Below are 20,445 nucleotides of genomic sequence, written 5' to 3'. Positions count from 1 at the left end.
TATGTGAAAACGTATGATTGAGAATCTTTCGCGCAAATGGGCCGGTTTAATGTCATACGGCTCAGAACGTCATTGTTTCACCATCTTCCGGGATCAGCACCTGCTCAGCAATGCCCTGTTCCAGGGTATAAGCGCGCAGCTCAGCACGCGTCAGTAAACAGTGGTTGATCGCCTCCATGTGTGAGGAAACCAGCGTCGCTTCCGGCAGGATTTTTAACGTCTGCAACGTATCTTCTTTTCCCATGATAATCGGGCCATAAAGATCGTTGGTCGCATTGCCGGTGTTCATTACCACGACCTGCGGCTGAAAACGTTGCAGCGTTCTGACATAGGGCTTAACCCAAACCGTATCGCCAGCAATATAGAGTGTTTTTTCTGATGGATGTGTAAAGACCAGACCACAGGCATCGCCAAGAAAATCGCCCATAATCCTGTCGGCATACAACGCATTGCTGCCGTGCTGCCCGTCGGTTTTATAGATTATCAGGCCGTCAATAAACTGATTTTTATCCTGCAGCACGCTAACGTTTTCAAACCCCTGCGAACGAATCAGCGCGGCATCAGCTTCATGCTGGCTATAGATCATCATTGTCTTCGGCACTAACTGCTGCGCTGCCTCATCCCAGTGATCCATGTGCGTATGGGTGACAATCACTGCATCAACTGCCAGTAGTGAAGCAACCGGAACAGGCAGCTCAACCATTGGATTCCGCAGATGGGGACGCGCATTACCGGCAAAGCCTGGCCAGGCCTCTTTTTCGGCCAGCATAGGATCGATCAGGAATTTTTTGCCTGCATAGGTCAGTACCAGTGTGGCATTTCGAATCTGGGTCAGCGTCATTTTAGCTCCGTGAAAAGTCTCATTAACATCAGCCAGATTCACTGGCTACTATGCGTTCACTTTACGGTAGTCTGCTGCCCGCACGTGACAGGCCCGGAGGTCAGTATTCGATGAAATTGGGCCAAACTGTGATATTTCTTTGTGCCATGGTACAGACGTCGCCACGATGCTAAGACAGGGCAGTCTTTACCATTGTTTTAACAACACGCCTCATCTCTGCCGACAGAATATAACGCGTTGCGCCGTTGTTTTTTGAAAACATTGCCGGGTAAAGTGCAAGTGTCCCAGGCGGGTCACGGACCTGCGTTCTGATTATCAATCCCTGAGAGGAAAGTCTGTGAACGACCTATGGAAAATGCACTGGCTGGAGGCATCTGGTGATATTGAGCACTACAAACCGGCAATAGTCCGGGCCGCCAGAATTGCCTGCGAGCAGCTTTCATCCACGATGCGGGTCCCTCGTCTGGATATGTTGATTCAATGCATGCCTGAGGCAGCGATACCTGAATTCGGTTTTTCAGGCAGGGCTTACAATCGCACACTGTTTTGTCTGAACCTTGATCCGGAAAATCCGAATCTGATTCAGATGCTGGAAAACGGTACGCTGGTGCGGCAGATCCTGCATGAAGTGCATCACTGCCTGCGGATGCGCGGACCAGGATATGGATGGACGCTGGGTGAAGCGATGGTCAGTGAAGGTCTGGCTGGTCAGTTTGTTAGCTGGCTGCTTAACACTGCAGCAGAGCCCTGGGAACGAGCCATTGCGCTGAACGAATTGCTGGCTAATCCCGTGGCGCTCACGACATTGCAAAGCCCTCACTACGATCATTCCGCCTGGTTCTACGGCACGGGTGACTATCGCCGATGGTATGGGTATACGCTGGGCTACCAGATGGTTGCCGTCTGGCTGCGTGATAACGCAGAATGTTCAGCCGAAAAATGGATCAACGTGACAGCCGATGAGGTGATCACTGCGGGCCTGGCGAATGGACTGGTGAAAAAATAAAAAATGCCGCAGCAGGCTGCGGCATGTCATTTCAGATTCGCATCAGAAATCGGCTTTCAGTACTACACGGTAATTGGCTTTACCGGCGCGGACATGATCCAGCGCTTTATTGATGTCCGACATCGGGAAGAACTCAACCTGTGGGGCAATATCCGCACGGGAAGCGAGACGCAGCAGCGAGCGCAGCTGGCCTGGTGAGCCGGTTGATGAACCGGTTACCGCTTTGTCGCCCAGGATCAGGTCAAAAGCACTGACTTCAATCGGCTTCATCACGGCGCCCACGGTGTGGAATTTACCCTGAGGTGCCAGCGCTGCGAAATAAGGTTTCCAGTCCAGATCGACCGCCACAGTGCTCAGGATCAGGTCAAAACGCCCTGCCTGCTTCTTCAGAGCTTCAGGATCGCGGCTGTTAACCACTTCATCTGCGCCCATATCCAGGATTGACTGCTTCTTACCCGGCGTTGAACTGAATGCCACGACTTCAGCACCCATCGCGTGCAGGATTTTGATGGCGATATGACCCAGACCACCGATACCAATCACACCTACACGGCTGGTGGCCGTGATGTTGCTCATCAGAAGCGGTTTAAATACGGTGATACCACCACACAGCAGCGGACCGGCGCTCGCCACATCCAGTTTTTCCGGCAGCGGGATAACCCATTGCCAGTCGGCGCGCAGCTTCTCGGCAAAACCACCTTTGTTCATGATGGTCGGGATGCTGCCCTGCTGGCAGTTAACCTGCTCGCCATTGATGCAGGCGTCGCAGTGCTGACAGCTTTTTGCTGTCCAGCCAATTCCTACACGCTGGCCGATTGAGAGACCTTTGTTCTTAGCCGCTTCGCCCAGGGCAGAAACCCGGCCAATAACTTCATGTCCTGCAATCACCGGGAACTGAGAGATGCCCCACTCGTTATCGATCATCGACAGGTCGGAGTGACAGACGCCACAGTATTCTACCTGGACTTCGACTTCTTCGGCTGCCAGTTCGGCGGCATCGTACTCATAGAGTTCAAGGGCCTGGCCAGCCTGCATGGCTGCATAACTTTTAATTTTCATTCATACCTCTGCGTGATTAATCACGGACAAGTGTAACAACTGAAAGCCAGCCTTGCCTGGCCGTTGCGCTTACACCGCACTTTATTGTCTTTTATTCAGATAATTCAGCCTTTAACCTGCGCGCCTGAAAGAGTTTGTAACACCTTGAGCTGCGCGACGGCTTCCTGCATAGCGTCCATTCCCTGCGTCAGTTCGCGCAGGCTGCCGAGATGCTTCGCTATGTCGGCGCGCTCATGTTGGGTCTGCTGATTCATGGCCGCCAGCGTATCGGCAGCACTGATACTGCGTTCCGCCATCTGCGCGGCGGTCTGTGCAGAGTCGCCGGCCACCAGCCTGATACGTGAGATGGTGCTGACTGCCTCACCAATGTTACTGGCCGTGGCTTCAGCCTGTTCTTTCGATGAGTGTGCCAGACGACGAACTTCGCCCGCAACCACAGCAAAGCCTCGGCCAGCTTCGCCTGCGCGTGCCGCTTCTACTGCGGCGTTCAGCGCCAGAATGTTGGTCTGGAAAGCAATATTGCTGATGCCATGTGTAATCTCATTAATGCCGTTGGAGATTTTTTCCAGATCGTCCAGCCCGTCATCCAGTCGCCCCTGCGCCTGCTGACTCTCAGTAGCGATGTTGCTGATGCTACGGATACTACTTTCTGCCAGGCTCAGCGTTTCGCCCTGGCTCTGGGTCGCGTTTTCCAGCACCGGCAGCGCTTCCATCAATGGCGTCAGCGCCTGCTGATAGTTGATAACCCGATCCAGCACCCGCGTCTGAATGCTGTTCAGCGCCTCCCAGCGGCGCAGCGCGCGCTGCGCGTAATGTGCTGCGTAACCGGCATACTCCACCGGGAACTGGGTCATCGCTTTGACGTCATGATTGAAGAACACCAGGGCCGAAAGCGTCTGATTGATTGGCACGCCCAGGATCTCACCAAAGCTGGAAAAACCGGCAGCAGCGATGCCTTTAAAGAAGTGAGCATTGTGCAGCTTATCGACATTACCAACACGACGCAGGATACAGTCGTTCATCAGAATGGCAGCCGGTTTACCGTGCTGAGCAGTAAATGCCTGCCACTCCTGCTGTGTTGCCTGTTTGAAATCCTTCTCCTCCATCAGGAACAGCCGATCGCCAAACTCAAGGTCACAAAAAAACTGCACGCCACCCGATTCAATTTTAGCGATCGAGCGAATGAAGTACTCCCCGCCGACTTTAACGCCGAAGGTTAACCCTTTTAACCGTTCGGTCAGCTGCGCGTCGGTGCAGTTAAGGTATTCACACAGCGAGGCGACAAACGGCTGCTGCTGACCCTGGCGGTTAAATACAGAGGTAACGGTGCGTGCAACCGGATCGGCTTCCGCAATTAACCAGCTCTGATCGCGTGGGGTAAAGTTCTGGCTTTTAAACGGAGCAAAGGATTTTCCCGGCGCCATCTGACAGAACACGATCACCGCCTTGCCCTGCAGCACCTTGCCACCGGTACCAATCCAGGTGCCATCGAAAGTGATTTTCCCGCCAGCTGATCCGCCAATCGCCAGACAGGGAAAACGCCCGCAGTTGTACCAGGCCTGCATCAGAAAGCCTTCAGACGCCGAGAGTCCATCACAGTAAATCATGGCGAAAGTACGATCGGCTGAGAGCGGCATCCGCACCTGCAGCCGCGCCAGCTCCTGCTGGATGGCGGTAATGCGCTGGCTGGCCGTCTGCGTGTCGGCGACGTGCAGATCGACAATGTGCGTCTCATGGCTGGCGATCAGGGTGTCCGGCAGCCAGAGATAACTTCCCTCCGGGCCATTGCCATCACAGTAAGTACTTTGCGATCGGCTGCTGCTCAGTGCACCGTTGGAAGAGAGTGTCAGCACGGTCAAATCGGCTGAGTTAAAGCGTTGCCAGGCCTGACTGACGCGCTGAAAATCGGCTTCAGGCGGAACAAAAGTCATCAGAATCCCGCCCGCGCGCGAGTTTAACCCGATGGCAGAGAGTGATTCCGGCAACGCACGACAATCCCAGGTGCCATTCGCTGGCTGGCTGCTACGCCTGAGACGGGCAACAGGCAGGCGACTTTTGATCGTCTTAATGATCGACATATTATTTTCGCTTTTATTAGAGTAAGTTGCGCTTAAGCTCACGCTTGCTGATGTGTATAAAAGGAGGGCTAAAGCAGGTCCGTTCGCGTTCAGAACTCGTCGCTGAGTGTCGGTTTCATCATTGATTAGCGCGCTCAACGTCATTGAGTTATCGCCAGTAGCGTGAAAACCTTTAGCGATTGCTGCAGTTGGTTTGATGAATGAGTTTGTTACATTTACGTAGCATAAAATAATACGGAAGTGGAATCTGACGGGCAGATGTAAAGCTGTGCGGGAGACTAATGTTTACTGTTTGCGATACAGACTCATCAGTGCGATAATTGTAATGTCAAATGTAATTACAAAGGAACTCATTATGGGCACAATTAACATTCGAATTGATGATGACCTGAAGACACGATCTTATGCTGCGCTCGAAAAAATGGGTGTAACGCCTTCTGATGCGCTGCGCCTGATGCTTGAATATATTGCAGATAATGAACGTCTTCCCTTTAAGCAAACATTACTCAGTGACGAAGATGCGGCGTTAGTAGAGATAGTGAAAGAACGGCTGCGAAACCCTGAGCCTGTCCGGGTCACACTGGATGACCTTTAATGACCTGGCAACTGGAGTTCGATCAACGGGCACTGAAAGAGTGGCGCAAGCTGGGGCCAACAGTACGTGAACAGCTTAAAAAGAAGCTGGCTGAGTGTCTTGAGTCACCGAGAATTGAGGCGAATAAACTCAGCGGGATGCCTGACTGCTATAAGATCAAACTCAGGTCATCCGGTTATCGACTTGTATACCAGGTAATTGATGACCGGGTGGTCGTGTTTGTCGTTGCTGTCGGGAAAAGAGAGCGCTCAGAGGTTTATTCTGCTGCGTCCAGGCGTCTCTCTTAAACAGGCGACTTCACAGTTACAAAACAAAGCGGCGCTGTTCCTGTTTACCTGCCACTTTGCTGCTGCCAGTGATGCTCGCAGCGTTCACGAGCTTCGGCAGGAAGATCACGTAAATCTGGCAGCGTATCGCCGGAACCATAGCCCATCGAGCCCGTCGCTTCCTGCTGTTCATCCTGCGCGGCAAAGGTGAGTTTTTCATCCAGCGGCTGCCAGCTATCGCCCTGCTGCCTTAAGATCACTGCATAAGTGGGCGTCTGTGCATCATCGCCGTAAATTTCATATTTTTGCTTATGCTCATCAGAACCCAGCTCAAGGGTGTCGATCAAGGTCGCGTTACTCATAACATTCTCCTTTTCGTCAGGCCTTTAAGCGTAGTTCATCTCCGATTGCCCTGCCGACGCTAAATCTCTGCTCAACATTAACGCCATGCTTATCAACCACTTCAGGCTGTGCATTTGCATAAACGAAGCGGACGACTATGCTTCCTGGTGTGACTAGCTAGTCCTTTCTATCTAATGGAACATTGATATGAGGTCTTCCTATGACACAACAGAAATACAGAGGTGGTGCCGGTAATTTTGCCAACGATCCAGAACGAGCGAGTGAAGCTGGCAGTGCAGGAGGCAAGGTCAGTGGGGGCAACTTCAGAAACGATCCTGAAAAGGCCAGGGAAGCCGGTCGGAAAGGCGGCAAGATTAGTCGACGTCCTTCTAAGTAATTCTGAATAAAGCGCTTTAGGACGTATTACGCCATGGAATGGCATCTCTTCCGTCAACACTCAGAATAGGTTCATCATTCCCCCTCTTTTAGCCTTAACGCCTCTCTGACCAGGTTAAAAGCCGGTGAATGCTGCTTGCGGCTGGGATAATAGAGATAGTAACCGGGGAATGGCTCACACCAGCGCTCCAGCACCCGGATCAGCGTGCCATGCTCCAGCCCTTCTGCAACTTCCTGTTCAGGCAAAAAAGCGATCCCCAGGCCGGCAATCGCCGCTTCTGCGATGTGTGCTGAAGTATTGAACGTCAGCTGACCATCCACCCTCACATTTAATGGCCCCTCTTCTCCGTCAAAATCCCAGACATACAATCCACCTGCGGTCGCCTGTCGCATATTGATGCAATTGTGCTGCAGGAGATCCTGTGGAACCTGTGGCGCAGTGTGACGCCGAAAGTAGTCAGGAGAAGCCACCGCCGCCATTCGCAGCGGCGGAGTTATTGGCATCGCCACCATATCTTTATCAATGGTGTCTCCCATCCTGACCCCCGCATCGAATCGATCGGCCACGATGTTACGTAAGCCATGATTTGCATCGAATTCGAGCCGGATATCGGGATAAGCCGCCAGCAGTGGCGTCAGTTTGGGTATCAGGAGTGAACTCAGAATATGCGGGCCACAGGTAATGCGTACTGTGCCGGCGGGCTTGTCCCGCATTGCAGTCAGCATATCCAGTTCCGCTTCTATTTCATCGAATCGATTGCCTATCGCCTCTATCAATCGCTCACCCGCCGCCGTCGGCGAGACGTTACGCGTCGTGCGGGTCAGTAGCCGAATCTCCATCCGGTTTTCCAGTGCAGTAATGGTCTGACTTAGCGCGGGCTGCGTCACGCCCAGTAGCGCTGCCGCGCGGGTGAAACTGCCTTCACGCGCGACGGTAATAAAAGCCTGAAGGTCATTCATATTGCGTTTCATGCTGCACTCCCGCCAATAGACTAATAAGCACCGGTTATAACCCCATTAAGGATTCATTAGCTAGTCAATATAAAGCGAAACAGTAGAATTTCCTGAGTTCATCAGCACTTCAAAAAATGAAACAGGACAGAACATGGCTTCCACCGAAACAACTCACTCTTCACCCCAGCACAAAGCCGCCCACTGGGGTGGCGTCTGGGCCATGACGCTTTGCGTATTCGCGCTAATCGCCTCTGAATTTATGCCGGTCAGCCTGTTATCCCCGTTATCACGTGATCTGGCGGTCAGCGAAGGTCTGGCCGGACAGGGTATCGCCATCTCTGGCGCGCTCGCAGTAATCACTAGCCTCTCGATAACGCGCATCGCGGGAAATCTCGATCGCAAAATTCTGTTGCTGACGCTAACGCTGCTGATGGCGCTGTCCGGATTGATGGTGGCAATGGCGTCGAGCTATTTGGCTTACATGACGGGTCGGGCATTAATTGGCGTGGTGATTGGCGGGTTCTGGTCGATGTCTGCCGCGGTAGCTATCCGTCTGGTTCCCACCGATAAGGTGCCGCGCGCGCTGGCTATTTTCAACGCCGGCAATGCGCTGGCGACCGTTATCGCGGCACCGTTGGGCAGTTATCTCGGTTCTGTCATCGGCTGGCGCGGGGCTTTTTTCAGCCTGGTGCCGGTGGCGTTGATCGCCCTGCTCTGGCAAGGGTTCACGCTGCCGTCGATGCCGGTGAATAAGGCGCGGCAACGCAGCGGAACGATCCTCCAGCTGCTGCGTTCGCCGCTGGTGACGGTGGGCCTGACCGCCTGCGGCCTGCTCTTTATGGGGCAGTTCACCCTGTTTACCTATCTCCGCCCGTTTCTGGAAACCGTGACGCAGGTAGACGTCTCTGCGCTGTCGCTGGTGCTGCTGACTATTGGCGTCGCGGGCTTTATCGGAACGCTGATTATCGGTGTTGTTCTGCAGCGGGGATTCTATCTGACCCTGATGATTATCCCGCTGATCATGGCGGTGGTTGCAGTGCTGCTCATGGTGTTCGGTCATCAGCTGTGGCTGGTGGCACCGTTACTGGGCATCTGGGGGCTGGTGGCCACTGCCGCACCCACCGGATGGTGGGCCTGGATCGCCAGAACTTTCCCGGATAATGCGGAGGCGGGTGGCGGATTAATGGTTGCCATCGTCCAGCTGTCGATTGCGCTGGGATCGACGCTGGGCGGTCTGGCCTTTGACCATGCAGGCTGGCAGACCACGTTTGCTATCAGCGCCACGTTACTCGTCGTTGCTGCCTTCCTTGTGAGGCTCACCGCCCGCAGGGAAGGCGCAGCCTGATAACAGGCTCGTTGTTTAACAGGGCAATTCAATGCCCACCCTTCGTCAATCCCGATAAGGATCACTTCATGAGAGCATTAACCCTGATGTTTGGACTGTTGATCAGTTCATTTGCAGCCAGCGCGGCCGATATGTCGCGCGGAGCCGATAATTTTTATCAAAGCGATAAAGTCACCCGCGAAAAAGTGACGTTTAAAAACCAGTATCAGATGGGGGTCACCGGCACCCTGTTCAGACCCAAAGAGGCGAGTAAGACGGCGCGTCTTCCGGCGATTGTCGTGGGTCATCCGATGGGCGCAGTCAAAGAGCAAAGCGCCAGTCTTTATGCGCAAAAAATGGCTGAGCAGGGCTTTGTTACCCTGGCAATCGATCTCTCATTCTGGGGCGAAAGCGAAGGCCAGCCGCGCAACGCGGTTTCTCCGGATATCTATGCCGAAGACTTCAGCGCCGCAGTGGATTACCTGGGGACCCGCGAATTTGTCGACCGCAATCGGATTGGTGTGCTGGGCATCTGTGGCAGTGGCAGTTTCGTCATCAGTGCGGCAAAGATTGATTCCCGAATGAAGGCCATTGCGACCGTCAGTATGTATGACATGGGATCGGCCAACCGTAATGCGCTGAATAAAAGCCAGACGCTGGCGCAGCGCAGGCAGATCATTGAAGCAGCGGCACAGCAACGTTATGCAGAATTCACCGGCGGTAAAACCGCCTACACCGGCGGTACGCCACATAAAATTGATGCTGATTCACCGCCAGTGGCTAAGGAGTTTTACGATTTTTACCGGACACCTCGCGGTGAGTTCACTCCGAAAAGCTCATCAGCTGCACTCACCACGCATCCGACGCTCACCAGCAACGTGAAGTTCATGAACTTCTATCCGTTCAATGATATTGAGACCATTTCTCCGCGCCCGATGCTCTTCATCACCGGTGATAAAGCGCACTCACGCGAGTTCAGTGAAGATGCCTTCCAGCGCGCGGCTCAGCCCAAAGAACTGTATATCGTGCCTGATGCAGGTCATGTCGACCTTTATGATCGCACTGATCTGATCCCGTTCGCGAAACTGACAGCCTTCTTTAAACAGAATCTCTAATCTTCTGCTGATTATCGATTCCAGCCCGCCCGCAGGAAACTGCAGGCGGGCTGTCTGCGTTATTGGCCTTTGCGATGGCGTGTCAGATAGTGCTTCACCAGCACAAAGAACAGCGGAACAAAGAACAATGCCAGGACCGTGCCTGCCAGCGTGCCGCCGATGATGCCGGTACCAATAGCGATGCGGCTGTTCGCGCCGGCCCCGGTCGCCACCGCCAGTGGGATGACACCCGCAATAAAGGCCAGTGACGTCATCATGATCGGCCGCAAACGGGTTCGCGCCGCCTGCAACGCAGCCGCACTCAGTGAACTGCCCTGACGTACTGCATCCTCGGCGAATTCGATAATCAGTATCGCGTTCTTGGAGGTCAGCCCGACCGTGGTCAGCAACGCCACCTGGAAGTAGATATCATTACTCAATCCGCGTAACGCCACCGCCAGCACGGTACCCAGGACGCCGAGCGGCACCGCCAGCAGCACAGAAAACGGCACTGACCAGCTTTCATACAGCGCAGCCAGACAGAGAAAAACGACCAGAATCGAGATCGCATAGAGCGTAGTGGACTGTCCGCCTGCCTGCTTCTCCTGCAGTGAAAGCCCGCTCCACGCGCCTGTTGTCCCTGCCGGGAGTTCATTGGCCAGCCGCTCAATGGTGTTCATGGCATCGCCAGAACTGAATCCTTCGGCGTTCTGGCCCTGAATTTCGTAGGAGGCTGAGCCGTTGTAGCGATTCAGGCTTTCCGGCCCCATGGTCCAGCGGGTTGAGGCAAACGCCGAGAACGGCGTCATGGTGCCCTCACTGTTACGGATATACCACTTATCCAGATCCGACGGTGCTGAGCGATACTGACCGTCACCCTGCACATAAACCCGCTTCACACGACCCCGATCAATAAAGTCATTGATGTAGGCGCCGCCCCAGGCGCTGGTCAGCGTATCGGTCACGTCATCCAGTTGCAGTCCCAGCGCCACCGCTTTGCTGGTATCAATGTCAACCTGCAACTGCGGGGTCTGCGGCAGGATATTCGCCCGCACGCCGATCAGCTCCGGGCTTTGTGCTGCGCGCTGTAACAGTTGATCGCGCAGGTTACCCAGTTGCTCACGCGTGGTGCCGCCGCTGGCCAGCAGCTCGTAAGTGAAGCCGTTGTTCTGTCCCAGACCTGGCACCGATGGCGGTGTCAGTGCAAAGATCTGCGCATCCCGAATCGACGCCAGCGCATAGGTGGCGCGCCCGGCAATCGCCTCGGCAGAGTTTTCACTGCCTGGACGTTGATCCCAGTTTTTAAGTTTGATAAACGCCATACCGGCATTCTGCGCAGCACCACTGAAGTTAAAGCCATTGATGGTGAAGACCACATCAATATTCTGTTTCTCTTCAGTCAGGAACCAGTCAACAATCTGCTGATTGACGGCCTCTGTGCGGCTGGCCGTAGCGCCCGCAGGTAATGTTGCCTGAAGCATAATGCTGCCCTGATCTTCGGTCGGCAGGAAGCTGCCCGGCAGACGGGTGAACATGATAAACAACACCACACACATTGCCGCATAAAGCGACACCATGATCAGCGGGCGACGCAAGGTGCTCACGACTTTGTGACGATACTGGCGCTCGGTGGCGGCATAAAAGCGGTTAAAACCGCCAAAGAAGCCTTTGCGATGCGGTGTTGTCGGCCGCAGCAGCATGCCACACAGCGCGGGTGTCAGAGTGAGCGCCACCACCACGGAAAAGGTCATAGCGGCAATGATTGTGATGGAGAACTGCCGGTAAATCACGCCGGTCGATCCGGCAAAAAACGCCATCGGCAGAAAGACTGCCGAGAGTACCAGCGCAATAGCCACCAGCGCACCGGAGATCTCTTTCATCGACTTTTCGGTTGCCTCACGCGCTGGCAAACCTTCGTCATGCATGATGCGTTCGACGTTCTCAACGACCACAATCGCATCATCCACCAGCAGCCCGATAGCCAGCACCATGGCAAACAAGGTCAGGGTGTTGATGGTATAGCCGCACAGCGCCAGTACACCAAAGGTGCCGAGCAGCACGACCGGCACCGCCAGCGCCGGGATGAGCGTCGCCCGGATATTCTGCAGGAACAGGTACATCACCACCACCACCAGCGCGATCGCTTCGATCAGGGTGATCACCACATCCTCAACCGAGATTTTGATGAAGTCGGTGCTGTCGAGCGCATACGCCACTTCGTAGCCCTGCGGCATCGAGTGGCGATACTCTTCAACTTTGTTTTTCACCAGCGTCGCGGTGGCCAGCGCGTTCGCGCCCGGCGCCAGCATCACCCCAACACCGGCTGCAGGATGCCCGTTAAGCCGCGTGGTCATGTCATAGGATTCGCCCCCCAGCTCCACTCGCGCAACATCTCCCACCCGCACGATGGCGCCGCTTTTGTCACTTTTGACAATGATGTTGCGGAACTGCTCTGGCGTCTGCAGTCGCGACTGCGCTCTGACGGTGGCAGTAAGTTGCTGATTATCGGGCGATGGAAGGCCACCGATTTTACCCGCTGAGACCTGAATGTTTTGCGAGCGTATTGCCGCCGACACGTCAGAGGGCTGCAAGGCAAAAGCGTTTAGTTTGAAGGGATCGAGCCAGATACGCATTGCGTACTGACCGCCAAACACCTGGATGTCACCGACACCTTCGGTCCTCGCCAGCGGCTCCTGCATATTACTCACCAGCCAGTCACCGATATCCGTGCTGTTGCTTTTGCCCGTGGTGTCATATAGCCCCATCACCAGCAGAAAGTTCGACTGGGATTTGGTCACGGTGACGCCAAGCTGCTGCACTTCACTGGGCAGACGGGAGAGCGCCTGTTGCACCTTGTTCTGCACCTGCACCTGAGCGGTGTCTGGATCAGTGCCCTGGCTGAAAGTGACAGTCACTGAAACGTTCCCCTGCGAGCTGCTGCTGGAGGTAAAATAGAGCAGGTTATCCAGCCCGGTCAGCTGCTGTTCGATCACCTGCGTGACGCTATTCTCCAGCGTTTCCGCTGACGCACCGGTGTAAGTTGCGCTGATATTCACTGAGGGCGGTGCAACATCGGGATATTGTTCCACCGGTAACAGGGTGATGGAGAGCGCGCCAAGCAGCATTATTAAAATGGCAACAACCCATGCAAAGACGGGACGATAAATAAAAAAACGAGAAAACATCAGCGGGATCTCTTCCTTTGGGCGGGTGCAAGACCTGCATTCCTGCGGGCCAACAAACTGCGTTGATTATAGGTTGTACCGTTCGGATAAACATCCTGACATTACCTTTTCTTACACCAGGCTGAATGCAGCGATATTCTGCCCCTTAGCTGCTGACAAGCCAGGTTAGCGCTGGCTGAGATGAAAGCAAGACGCATGCAAAGGGATGATTATCAGGCTGTCGGAAGAGGTTAAGCGCGTAAAGATTAAAAAAACTGCCCCGTTAGCCGGATGGCACAGTCATACCGGATGATGTAACTCCCTTTCAGGCGGAACACGATGATTTCTCCTTCGGTTCCATTGTGGGATATATTGGCTGCACTCTCGTGACATTTTCTCTGCATAACAGGTATTCCCGGCAATGGCTCTGATCCCTAAAAACTACACGCGGCTGGAAAGCGGCTACCGTGAGAAAGCACTTAAAATTTATCCATGGGTGTGTGGACGCTGCTCACGCGAATTTGTTTATTCAAACCTGCGCGAACTGACGGTTCACCATATCGATCACGACCACACCAATAATCCGGAAGATGGCAGTAACTGGGAGTTGTTGTGCCTCTTTTGTCATGACCACGAGCACTCAAAGTACACTGAGGCTGACCAGTATGGCACCCGCGTGGTGGCAGGGGAGGATGCACAAAAAGATGTTGGTGAAGCCACTTACAACCCGTTTGCTGACCTGAAGTCGATGCTGAACAAGAAGAAGTAATCCCTGAACGCTGGGCCTGTCAGGATATTCAACCCACCCTGACAGGCTCAGCCCCGTCCCGAAACCGAAGCATAAAAATCTCCCTGTAGCTGGCAGACCCGCTTCGCACCATCCAGATCCAGGCAGAGATCGACATCATCAGGAAATCCGCGCTGCTGAAGTTCAAGGGCTGAAGAGCATTCGCGAAGAGACATCAGATTAAGCTGTTGCCAGGCGGCAACCGCACCTTTTGCTTCCGGAGAACAGCGATCACGCCCGATTGCTGCAATAATCCCACCGGCGGCAGTATAGTCTTCGATAGCCGGGCGAAGCGTGCCATCGGGCCATCTTTCTCCACAGGGAATGACCAGAATGCGTTCAAAGTCCCTGCAGGCCATTGCAGTCTGCGTAAGGTTCCTGAAGCAACCGCTGAATACGGTTACGCCCGCATCCCTGTCACGGGCAAGGAATGAGATCGCTGAACCATTGGGAGACGGCAGCACCAGCTTCTCGCCCTCTGTTATTTTCTGAATCGATGCAGGTGAGAGACTAAAACCGGCTGCGTCAGATATTCTCCCGAAGCTGGCGGCCTGTGCCCCGATGCTGTTTGCATATTCAAGGGCAGAGGCATCTTTCCACGGATAAGGATAAACCTGCGCACCCTTGTCGACCGCCAGGCTGACACAGGTGGAGAAGGACATCACATCGACGATCACGATGCACTGCACGTCCCTGGCCGCGTAACTGATGGCCGTCGGTCCCCACTCAAGGCGAATGTCAAACCTCTCCTGATTACACCATTGCATATCGCATCCTCTCTTGCAGGTTGTTGGGATGATAGTCATTCATACACATACCATTGACTGGTCATGATTAAATAAGGTTTCAGCACATTCAGCAATCCGGGTCAGTGATCGCTGCAACTGAAAAAATTGAGAATCAACAACCTGGCCTTGTATAGTGAGCCAGAGCGTAAAACCTTTTCATGATAATTGCGGAGCAGGTGAATGATTTCAAAAGAGAATGCAGAACACTATGTCTGGGGTGACGGGTGCGATGGCTGGTACCTGATGAACCGCAAGGATATGCTGGTCATTCATGAAAAAATGCCGCCCGGCACCAGTGAGAAAAAACACTATCATGCTGTATCCAGGCAGTTTTTCTTTGTTATTCTGGGCGTACTGACTATGGAGCTGGACGGACACCTGCATGAGATCAGTGCGCAACAGGGAATCGAAATTCCGCCACTCGCCAGGCACCAGGCCAGAAACAACAGTGATGTACCGGTAGAATTTATTGTGATTTCTCATCCGACAACACGGGGGGATCGGACGGACCTTCCTTAGTCTGCAAACAGCGTTATCACAATACACTTTGTGGAACAGCTCGAGTCCATAAACTGATCAGCCATTATCAATGCGTGAAAGTATCTCTGCAGCCATTTTCGCCAGTTCACTGATCTTTTTGCTACTGACTTTTGCCGGTCTCATTCGTTCTGGTAAAGGCATTTTATGATCCTTGTAATACGCGTTATCCCGTCCCTCAAAAGAAGGTTTTATGCAGACTGAGGGTTTATCAGCGTAAAAAGTAAAATGAACCGTATTATCTTATCGGCGTTAGCGCACAGGCGTAAATATCACCTGAAATAACGTTATCAGTCCGGAATCAATTACGTAAAATGTCGCCTCCTCCGATCACCAACCCATCATTATTTACATTAAAACAATAGATTAACCCTGTCATTCTGCCGACGAAGATAAAGAGGCCTCTATTTTTTTATCCATTGCTCAGAATCCAGGCAGAGTCGCCTCGTTTATAGGTCTGTTTCCAGTAACCGCCCATCCTTTATTTGATCGCTTAACTTCACAACGCCCCCTCACCGAAACATTTTGAGAGAGAATTTCACTGAATAATAGCCAGAATTCACGCTGCGATGACTTTTTCTGTACCAGGCTTATCGGATAACAATAGAGACACTGTGGAGCATTATGAAAGAGCAAAATCGCACAAATGGCATCGCCCCTTATGGTGGTGCTGCTGGTGGCTGGGGCGCACTAAAGGCAGTTGCGGATGCGATCCGTGGCCAGATGTCTGTGAAGCAGGATGTGATTGCCCTGTTTAAAGTCAACCAGCCACAGGGCTTTGACTGTCCGGGTTGTGCCTGGCCTGACCCGCAACATGCCTCATCCTTTGAGTTCTGCGAAAACGGCGCAAAAGCCGTCTCGTGGGAAGCCACCAGCAAGCGTACCACACCGGAATTTTTTGCTGCCCATACCGTGACTGAACTGTGGGATCGCAGCGCACTGCATCTGGAGGGCGAAGGTCGCCTGACCCATCCGATGAAGTACGATGCCGCTACTGATACCTATCAGCCCATCGAATGGGAGACGGCATTCCGGGAAATTGGGGAACATCTGCGCAGCTACGACGATCCGGATAGCGTTGAGTTTTATACTTCGGGTCGCGCCTCAAATGAAGCGGCGTTCCTGTGGCAGCTCTTCGCCCGCGAATATGGCACCAATAACTTTCCTGACTGCTCAAACATGTGCCACGAACCGACCAGCGTCGGGCTGCCGGAGTCGATTGGCGTCGGCAAAGGCACGGTAGAGCTGGAAGATTTTGATCACTGTGACCTCGTGCTCTGCATCGGCCATAATCCCGGCACCAACCATCCGCGTATGCTGGGCACGCTGCGTGAAGTTTCTAAACGCGGTGCGACTATCGTGGCGATCAACCCGCTGCGTGAACGCGGACTGGAGCGTTTTACTTCACCGCAGAGCCCGATTGAGATGTTATCAATGAGCTCCACTGAGCTGGCATCGACTTACTACAAAGTGCGGGTGGGCGGCGACGCGGCGATGCTGAAAGGGGTGATGAAGATCCTGCTCACTATGCACGAGGAGGCGCTGAGCAAAGGCGAACCCGGCGTCATTGATGAAGCCTTTATCACTGAGCACACCGAAGGGTTTGACGCCCTGAAAGCCGACCTGGAGAGTACCGACTGGGCGCATATTCTGAAAGTCTCTGGCATGGCGCGCGAAGAGATCCAGCATATCGCCCGGCTCTACGCCAGTGCTGAACGCACCATCATCTGTTACGGCATGGGGATTACTCAGCACCAGTATGGCACCCAGAACGTGCAGCAAATTGCCAACCTGCTGCTGATGCGCGGCAACATCGGTAAGCCAGGCGCGGGTATCTGTCCGTTACGCGGTCACTCCAATGTGCAGGGCGATCGCACGGTGGGCATCACGGAGATCCCACCGCAGTCGCTGCTGGATGGCATAGAGAAAGTGTTTGGGTTCCAGCCGCCGCAGAAGCATGGTCACGGCGCGGTTGAGGCGATTAAGGCGATGCGTGACGGCAAAGCCAAAGCGCTGCTCTGTCTGGGCGGCAATCTGGCAGAAGCGATCTCCGATCCACAGGTGACGTTCCCGGCGATGCGCAAACTGGATCTGGTGGTACATATGGCCACCAAACTCAACCGCTCACACCTGTTACTCGGTAAGCACAACTATCTGCTACCCGTGCTGGGTCGTACTGAGAGCGATGTTCAGGCTACCGGCGTTCAAAGTGTGACTGTTGAAGATTCAATGTCGATGGTGCATGCCTCACGTGGCTCGCTGGAACCGGCTTCGCCTCATCTCAAATCTGAACCGGCGCTGGTGGCCTCCCTTGCTAAGGCAACGCTGCCAGACAGCGTGGTTGACTGGTCAGCCATGGCTGCCGATTACAGCCGCATCCGTGATGCCATTGAAGCGGTGTTCCCGGCGTTTGAAAACTTCAATGAGCGGATTAAGCATCCGGGTGGATTCCGGCTTCATAATGCCGCATCAGAGCGCGTCTGGCTTACGCCATCTGGCCGTGCGCAGTTTAAGGTGATGCAGGGCATCAATGAAGATCCCCGCTCGCTGAAATGCCATGATCTGGTACTCACCACCCTGCGCAGTCACGACCAGTACAACACCACGCTGTATGGACTGAACGATCGCTATCGTGGTGTAACGGGCCGGCGTGACGTGCTGTTTATCAATGCTGAAGAGGCGGAAAAACGCCAGTTGCGGGTCGGTGACCGTGTCGATCTGATGGCGCTGGACCCGGAGGGCAATCCCACCTCGCGCCAGATGAAAAACCTGACCATCGTGATTATTGATATGGCCTCAGGTTCAGTCGGCGCTTACTATCCCGAGGCGAATGTGATGGTGCCGCTCGACAGCCACGATACCAAAAGTGGCATTCCCGCCTATAAAAGCATTCCCATCGCCATGACGCGCGTCACCGACGAGACGCAGACGACCTCAGGCGTTCTACGCTAATCGGACGTATCAGAATGTGAATGTTGTCAGCGTGGCCGGTGCACCGGTCACGCTTTTTTTGTTTTTCCGCCCTGCAGAGATGTTTTTGCTCATCCTTTCTTCCTGCTTTATCCCCGTTAAAGCACCTGGCGTGAAGTAACCCTGACGGCAGCATCGTATACACTACAATGCTGAAAACGGCTCTATAAACCCTTGTCTCTTTTTTGCCTGCGCGGATATTCAGCGCCCTACCGGAAAAATGCCATGTTTCACCTGATTTTCAGCTTACCCAGCTGGTATGTTATTGCGCGCGTCATTATTCCATTATCCATGCCTCTGGCCATCAAGATCCTGCTCTCCGCACTGGTGCTGCTGGCCTCACAATATCTGCTGGTAAGCCGCTTTACCTCGGGCGGGATGTTCTCCGCCGAAATGCCCCGCATCGTCATCATCTTATTTAACTGGGCGTACAGCACTGTGCTGCTGCTGGCACTGCTTCAGATGCTGATGGATGCGGTCATGCTGATCGCCCTGTTGCTGCGTCATCCGCTGGAGCTGGTTCCCGGTGTTCGCTATCTGGCCGTCGTGCTGGCAATGGCGATGGCTGCCTTTGGCGTACAGCAGGCAATACGGGTGCCGCCAGTCAAAGAGGTGACGCTGGTATTGCCCAACCTTCCGGCTGAGTTCGATGGCTATCAGCTGCTGCAACTGACCGACCTTCACATCACCCGATTGTTTAATGCGGCCTGGACTGCCGCGATGGTTGAACGGGCGATGTCTCTTAAAGCCGATCTGATTGTGGTGACGGGGGATGTGATCGATGGCAGCCTGGAGCATCGACGGCATGACGTTGCACCGCTGCGCAAACTGGCAGCCCCGGACGGCGTATGGGCCATCACCGGCAACCACGAATATTTCTTCCATCAGGCGATCTGGACGGCGCATCTGGCCTCACTGGGCCTACAGCCTCTGCTCAACAGCCATACCGTTATCGAGCGCGGAGCCGCAAAGCTGGTGATTGCTGGCCTGCCGGACGCCTCCGCATCGGGAAGAAACGCGACCGGCCCGGATCTGGCCCGCGCACTGGAACAGGCACCTGAAAGCGCGCCGGTGATTCTGCTGGATCATCAGCCACGAAATGCCCGCCAGAACGCGGCGCAGGGGGTAGATGTGCAGCTCTCCGGCCATACGCATGGCGGCCTGATTATCGGGCTGGACCGGCTGTTTGCTAAACCCAATGCCGGGTTTGTCTCCGGGCTTTATCAGGTCGACGGAATGCAGCTCTATGTGAATAACGGCACGGCACTCTGGCCAGGCATGGCGGTCAGGCTGGGCCGTCCCTCGGAACTGACCCGGATTACCCTGCGTCGCCAGCCGTAATCGCGTGAAGAAATAGCCTCAGGAAAGTGCGGTTTTCACAGGTGTGCATAAGCTTGAGTGAAACAAAGGAGATCACGATGACGATGTTATGTACCGCCTGTGGGACCGCTTATCCCTCTGCAGCCCCCGATCAGCACTGTAAAATCTGTGAGGATGAACGTCAGTATGTTCCGGCTGCGGGTCAGCGCTGGATCGCGTTTGATGAATTGCGCGCCAGCCACGCTAATAAGTGGACGGCGCATAACGATGCGCTATTAAGCCTTAAAACCGTACCTGAGTTTGCCATCAACCAGCGCGCTTTTCTGCTGCGTACGCCGCACGGCAACGTGCTATGGGACTGCATTGCCAACCTGGATGATGCCACTTATACGCTTATTGCCGCGCTGGGTGGCATTGATGCTATCGCGATTTCACATCCGCACTACTACACCACCATGCAGGAGTGGGCTGAGGCGTTTAACGCCCCTGTTCATCTGCATGCATACGATCGGCAATGGATTGTGAGGGAGAGTCCGCATATCCAGCTCTGGCAGGGTGAGTCGCTGACGCTGATGCCCGGTGTGACGCTGTTACGGCTGGGCGGCCATTTTCCCGGTGGCAGCGTGCTGCACTGGGACGAAGACGAAGGCGTGATTCTGGCGGGTGATATTATTCAGGTGACGCCGGGTGCGCATGGCGTGTCCTTTATGTGGAGCTACCCGAATATGCTGCCGCTGTCATCCGCCACCGTGGGTGACATCATGCATCGGCTCTCCGGTGTGACTTTCGGACAGCTTTATGGCGCGTTTGAAGGTCAGGATATTCATCATCAGGCAAAAGAGAAAGTGATGGGGTCAGGAGAGAAGTATCTGGCCTGTCTGCAGGATCATCAGGCGTAGCGGACGATAAACGCGGAGAAGAGAA

The 20,445-nt window shown here is 54.2% G+C and carries 18 protein-coding genes; 11 read left to right on the top strand and 7 right to left on the bottom strand.

The window, feature by feature from the left end:
- Window positions 1–61: 61 nt before the first annotated feature.
- Window positions 62–841 carry an MBL fold metallo-hydrolase gene (locus ACR8BF_RS20890; protein WP_434746275.1) on the bottom strand — a complete coding sequence of 260 codons (780 nt, stop codon included), beginning with the start codon at window positions 839–841 and terminating at the stop codon, window positions 62–64.
- Window positions 842–1,178: 337 nt separating this feature from the next.
- Here ACR8BF_RS20890 and ACR8BF_RS20885 point away from each other — a divergent pair, with 337 nt between their 5' ends.
- Entirely contained in the window at window positions 1,179–1,847 is a 669-nt protein-coding gene (locus tag ACR8BF_RS20885; RefSeq protein WP_434746274.1) for a DUF2268 domain-containing putative Zn-dependent protease, read from the top strand.
- A gap of 42 nt (window positions 1,848–1,889) precedes the next feature.
- On the opposite strand, the gene ahr is transcribed toward ACR8BF_RS20885, so the two are convergent.
- Together ahr and ACR8BF_RS20875 are read right to left on the bottom strand one after the other, a co-directional pair.
- Window positions 1,890–2,906 carry an NADPH-dependent aldehyde reductase Ahr gene (gene ahr, locus ACR8BF_RS20880; protein WP_434746273.1) on the bottom strand — a complete coding sequence of 339 codons (1,017 nt, stop codon included), beginning with the start codon at window positions 2,904–2,906 and terminating at the stop codon, window positions 1,890–1,892.
- 104 nt (window positions 2,907–3,010) lie between these two features.
- Window positions 3,011–4,984, bottom strand: a complete 1,974-nt coding sequence (locus ACR8BF_RS20875; protein WP_434746272.1) for a methyl-accepting chemotaxis protein — start codon at window positions 4,982–4,984, stop codon at window positions 3,011–3,013.
- A gap of 355 nt (window positions 4,985–5,339) precedes the next feature.
- Here ACR8BF_RS20875 and ACR8BF_RS20870 point away from each other — a divergent pair, with 355 nt between their 5' ends.
- The gene (locus tag ACR8BF_RS20870; protein WP_313537276.1) at window positions 5,340–5,579 is read left to right on the top strand and encodes a type II toxin-antitoxin system RelB/DinJ family antitoxin; all 240 of its coding nucleotides are present in this window, start codon (window positions 5,340–5,342) and stop codon (window positions 5,577–5,579) included.
- Window positions 5,579–5,866: a type II toxin-antitoxin system RelE family toxin gene (locus tag ACR8BF_RS20865; protein ID WP_313537273.1), complete on the top strand. Its 288-nt coding sequence runs from the start codon at window positions 5,579–5,581 to the stop codon at window positions 5,864–5,866. Before ACR8BF_RS20870 ends, ACR8BF_RS20865 begins: the two co-directional genes overlap by 1 nt.
- A 44-nt stretch (window positions 5,867–5,910) precedes the next feature.
- Here ACR8BF_RS20865 and ACR8BF_RS20860 read toward each other — a convergent pair whose 3' ends face one another.
- On the bottom strand, window positions 5,911–6,207 hold the full coding sequence (locus ACR8BF_RS20860) for a hypothetical protein (RefSeq protein WP_434746271.1): 297 nt from the start codon (window positions 6,205–6,207) through the stop codon (window positions 5,911–5,913).
- A gap of 200 nt (window positions 6,208–6,407) precedes the next feature.
- Between ACR8BF_RS20860 and ACR8BF_RS20855 the strand changes: the two genes are divergently transcribed.
- Window positions 6,408–6,584: a general stress protein gene (locus tag ACR8BF_RS20855; RefSeq protein ID WP_008926846.1), complete on the top strand. Its 177-nt coding sequence runs from the start codon at window positions 6,408–6,410 to the stop codon at window positions 6,582–6,584.
- 74 nt (window positions 6,585–6,658) lie between these two features.
- Here ACR8BF_RS20855 and ACR8BF_RS20850 read toward each other — a convergent pair whose 3' ends face one another.
- Entirely contained in the window at window positions 6,659–7,555 is an 897-nt protein-coding gene (locus ACR8BF_RS20850; protein ID WP_434746270.1) for a LysR family transcriptional regulator, read from the bottom strand.
- A 133-nt stretch (window positions 7,556–7,688) separates the two neighbouring features.
- Between ACR8BF_RS20850 and ACR8BF_RS20845 the strand changes: the two genes are divergently transcribed.
- Window positions 7,689–8,882: an MFS transporter gene (locus tag ACR8BF_RS20845; protein ID WP_434746269.1), complete on the top strand. Its 1,194-nt coding sequence runs from the start codon at window positions 7,689–7,691 to the stop codon at window positions 8,880–8,882.
- A 68-nt stretch (window positions 8,883–8,950) separates the two neighbouring features.
- Window positions 8,951–9,976 carry an alpha/beta hydrolase gene (locus tag ACR8BF_RS20840; protein WP_434746268.1) on the top strand — a complete coding sequence of 342 codons (1,026 nt, stop codon included), beginning with the start codon at window positions 8,951–8,953 and terminating at the stop codon, window positions 9,974–9,976.
- Between the two features lie 59 nt (window positions 9,977–10,035).
- Here ACR8BF_RS20840 and ACR8BF_RS20835 read toward each other — a convergent pair whose 3' ends face one another.
- Window positions 10,036–13,140, bottom strand: a complete 3,105-nt coding sequence (locus tag ACR8BF_RS20835) for an efflux RND transporter permease subunit (protein WP_434746267.1) — start codon at window positions 13,138–13,140, stop codon at window positions 10,036–10,038.
- 400 nt (window positions 13,141–13,540) lie between these two features.
- On the opposite strand from ACR8BF_RS20835, the gene yajD reads away from it, so the two are divergent.
- A complete protein-coding gene (gene yajD / locus ACR8BF_RS20830) occupies window positions 13,541–13,888 on the top strand; it encodes an HNH nuclease YajD (RefSeq protein WP_179899151.1) in 348 nt (115 codons plus the stop codon).
- Between the two features lie 47 nt (window positions 13,889–13,935).
- On the opposite strand, the gene ACR8BF_RS20825 is transcribed toward yajD, so the two are convergent.
- Complete coding sequence (locus ACR8BF_RS20825) at window positions 13,936–14,673, bottom strand: 2-phosphosulfolactate phosphatase (RefSeq protein ID WP_434746266.1); 738 nt, start codon at window positions 14,671–14,673, stop codon at window positions 13,936–13,938.
- Window positions 14,674–14,874: 201 nt separating this feature from the next.
- Between ACR8BF_RS20825 and ACR8BF_RS20820 the strand changes: the two genes are divergently transcribed.
- From ACR8BF_RS20820 to ACR8BF_RS20805, 4 genes are all read left to right on the top strand, one after another.
- Complete coding sequence (locus tag ACR8BF_RS20820; RefSeq protein ID WP_434746265.1) at window positions 14,875–15,213, top strand: cupin domain-containing protein; 339 nt, start codon at window positions 14,875–14,877, stop codon at window positions 15,211–15,213.
- Window positions 15,214–15,855: 642 nt separating this feature from the next.
- Window positions 15,856–18,183: an FdhF/YdeP family oxidoreductase gene (locus ACR8BF_RS20815; RefSeq protein ID WP_179899148.1), complete on the top strand. Its 2,328-nt coding sequence runs from the start codon at window positions 15,856–15,858 to the stop codon at window positions 18,181–18,183.
- Between the two features lie 243 nt (window positions 18,184–18,426).
- Entirely contained in the window at window positions 18,427–19,542 is a 1,116-nt protein-coding gene (locus tag ACR8BF_RS20810; RefSeq protein ID WP_313537253.1) for a metallophosphoesterase, read from the top strand.
- Window positions 19,543–19,619: 77 nt separating this feature from the next.
- Entirely contained in the window at window positions 19,620–20,420 is an 801-nt protein-coding gene (locus tag ACR8BF_RS20805) for an MBL fold metallo-hydrolase (RefSeq protein WP_179899146.1), read from the top strand.
- The last annotated feature ends 25 nt before the right edge of the window (window positions 20,421–20,445 follow it).

The organism is Candidatus Pantoea rara (assembly GCF_051136265.1).
In the GTDB taxonomy this organism is placed as follows: domain Bacteria; phylum Pseudomonadota; class Gammaproteobacteria; order Enterobacterales; family Enterobacteriaceae; genus Pantoea; species Pantoea rara.
The sequence above is the reverse complement of the archived record's forward strand: the minus strand, read 5'-3'. Positions and strand labels throughout refer to the sequence as shown.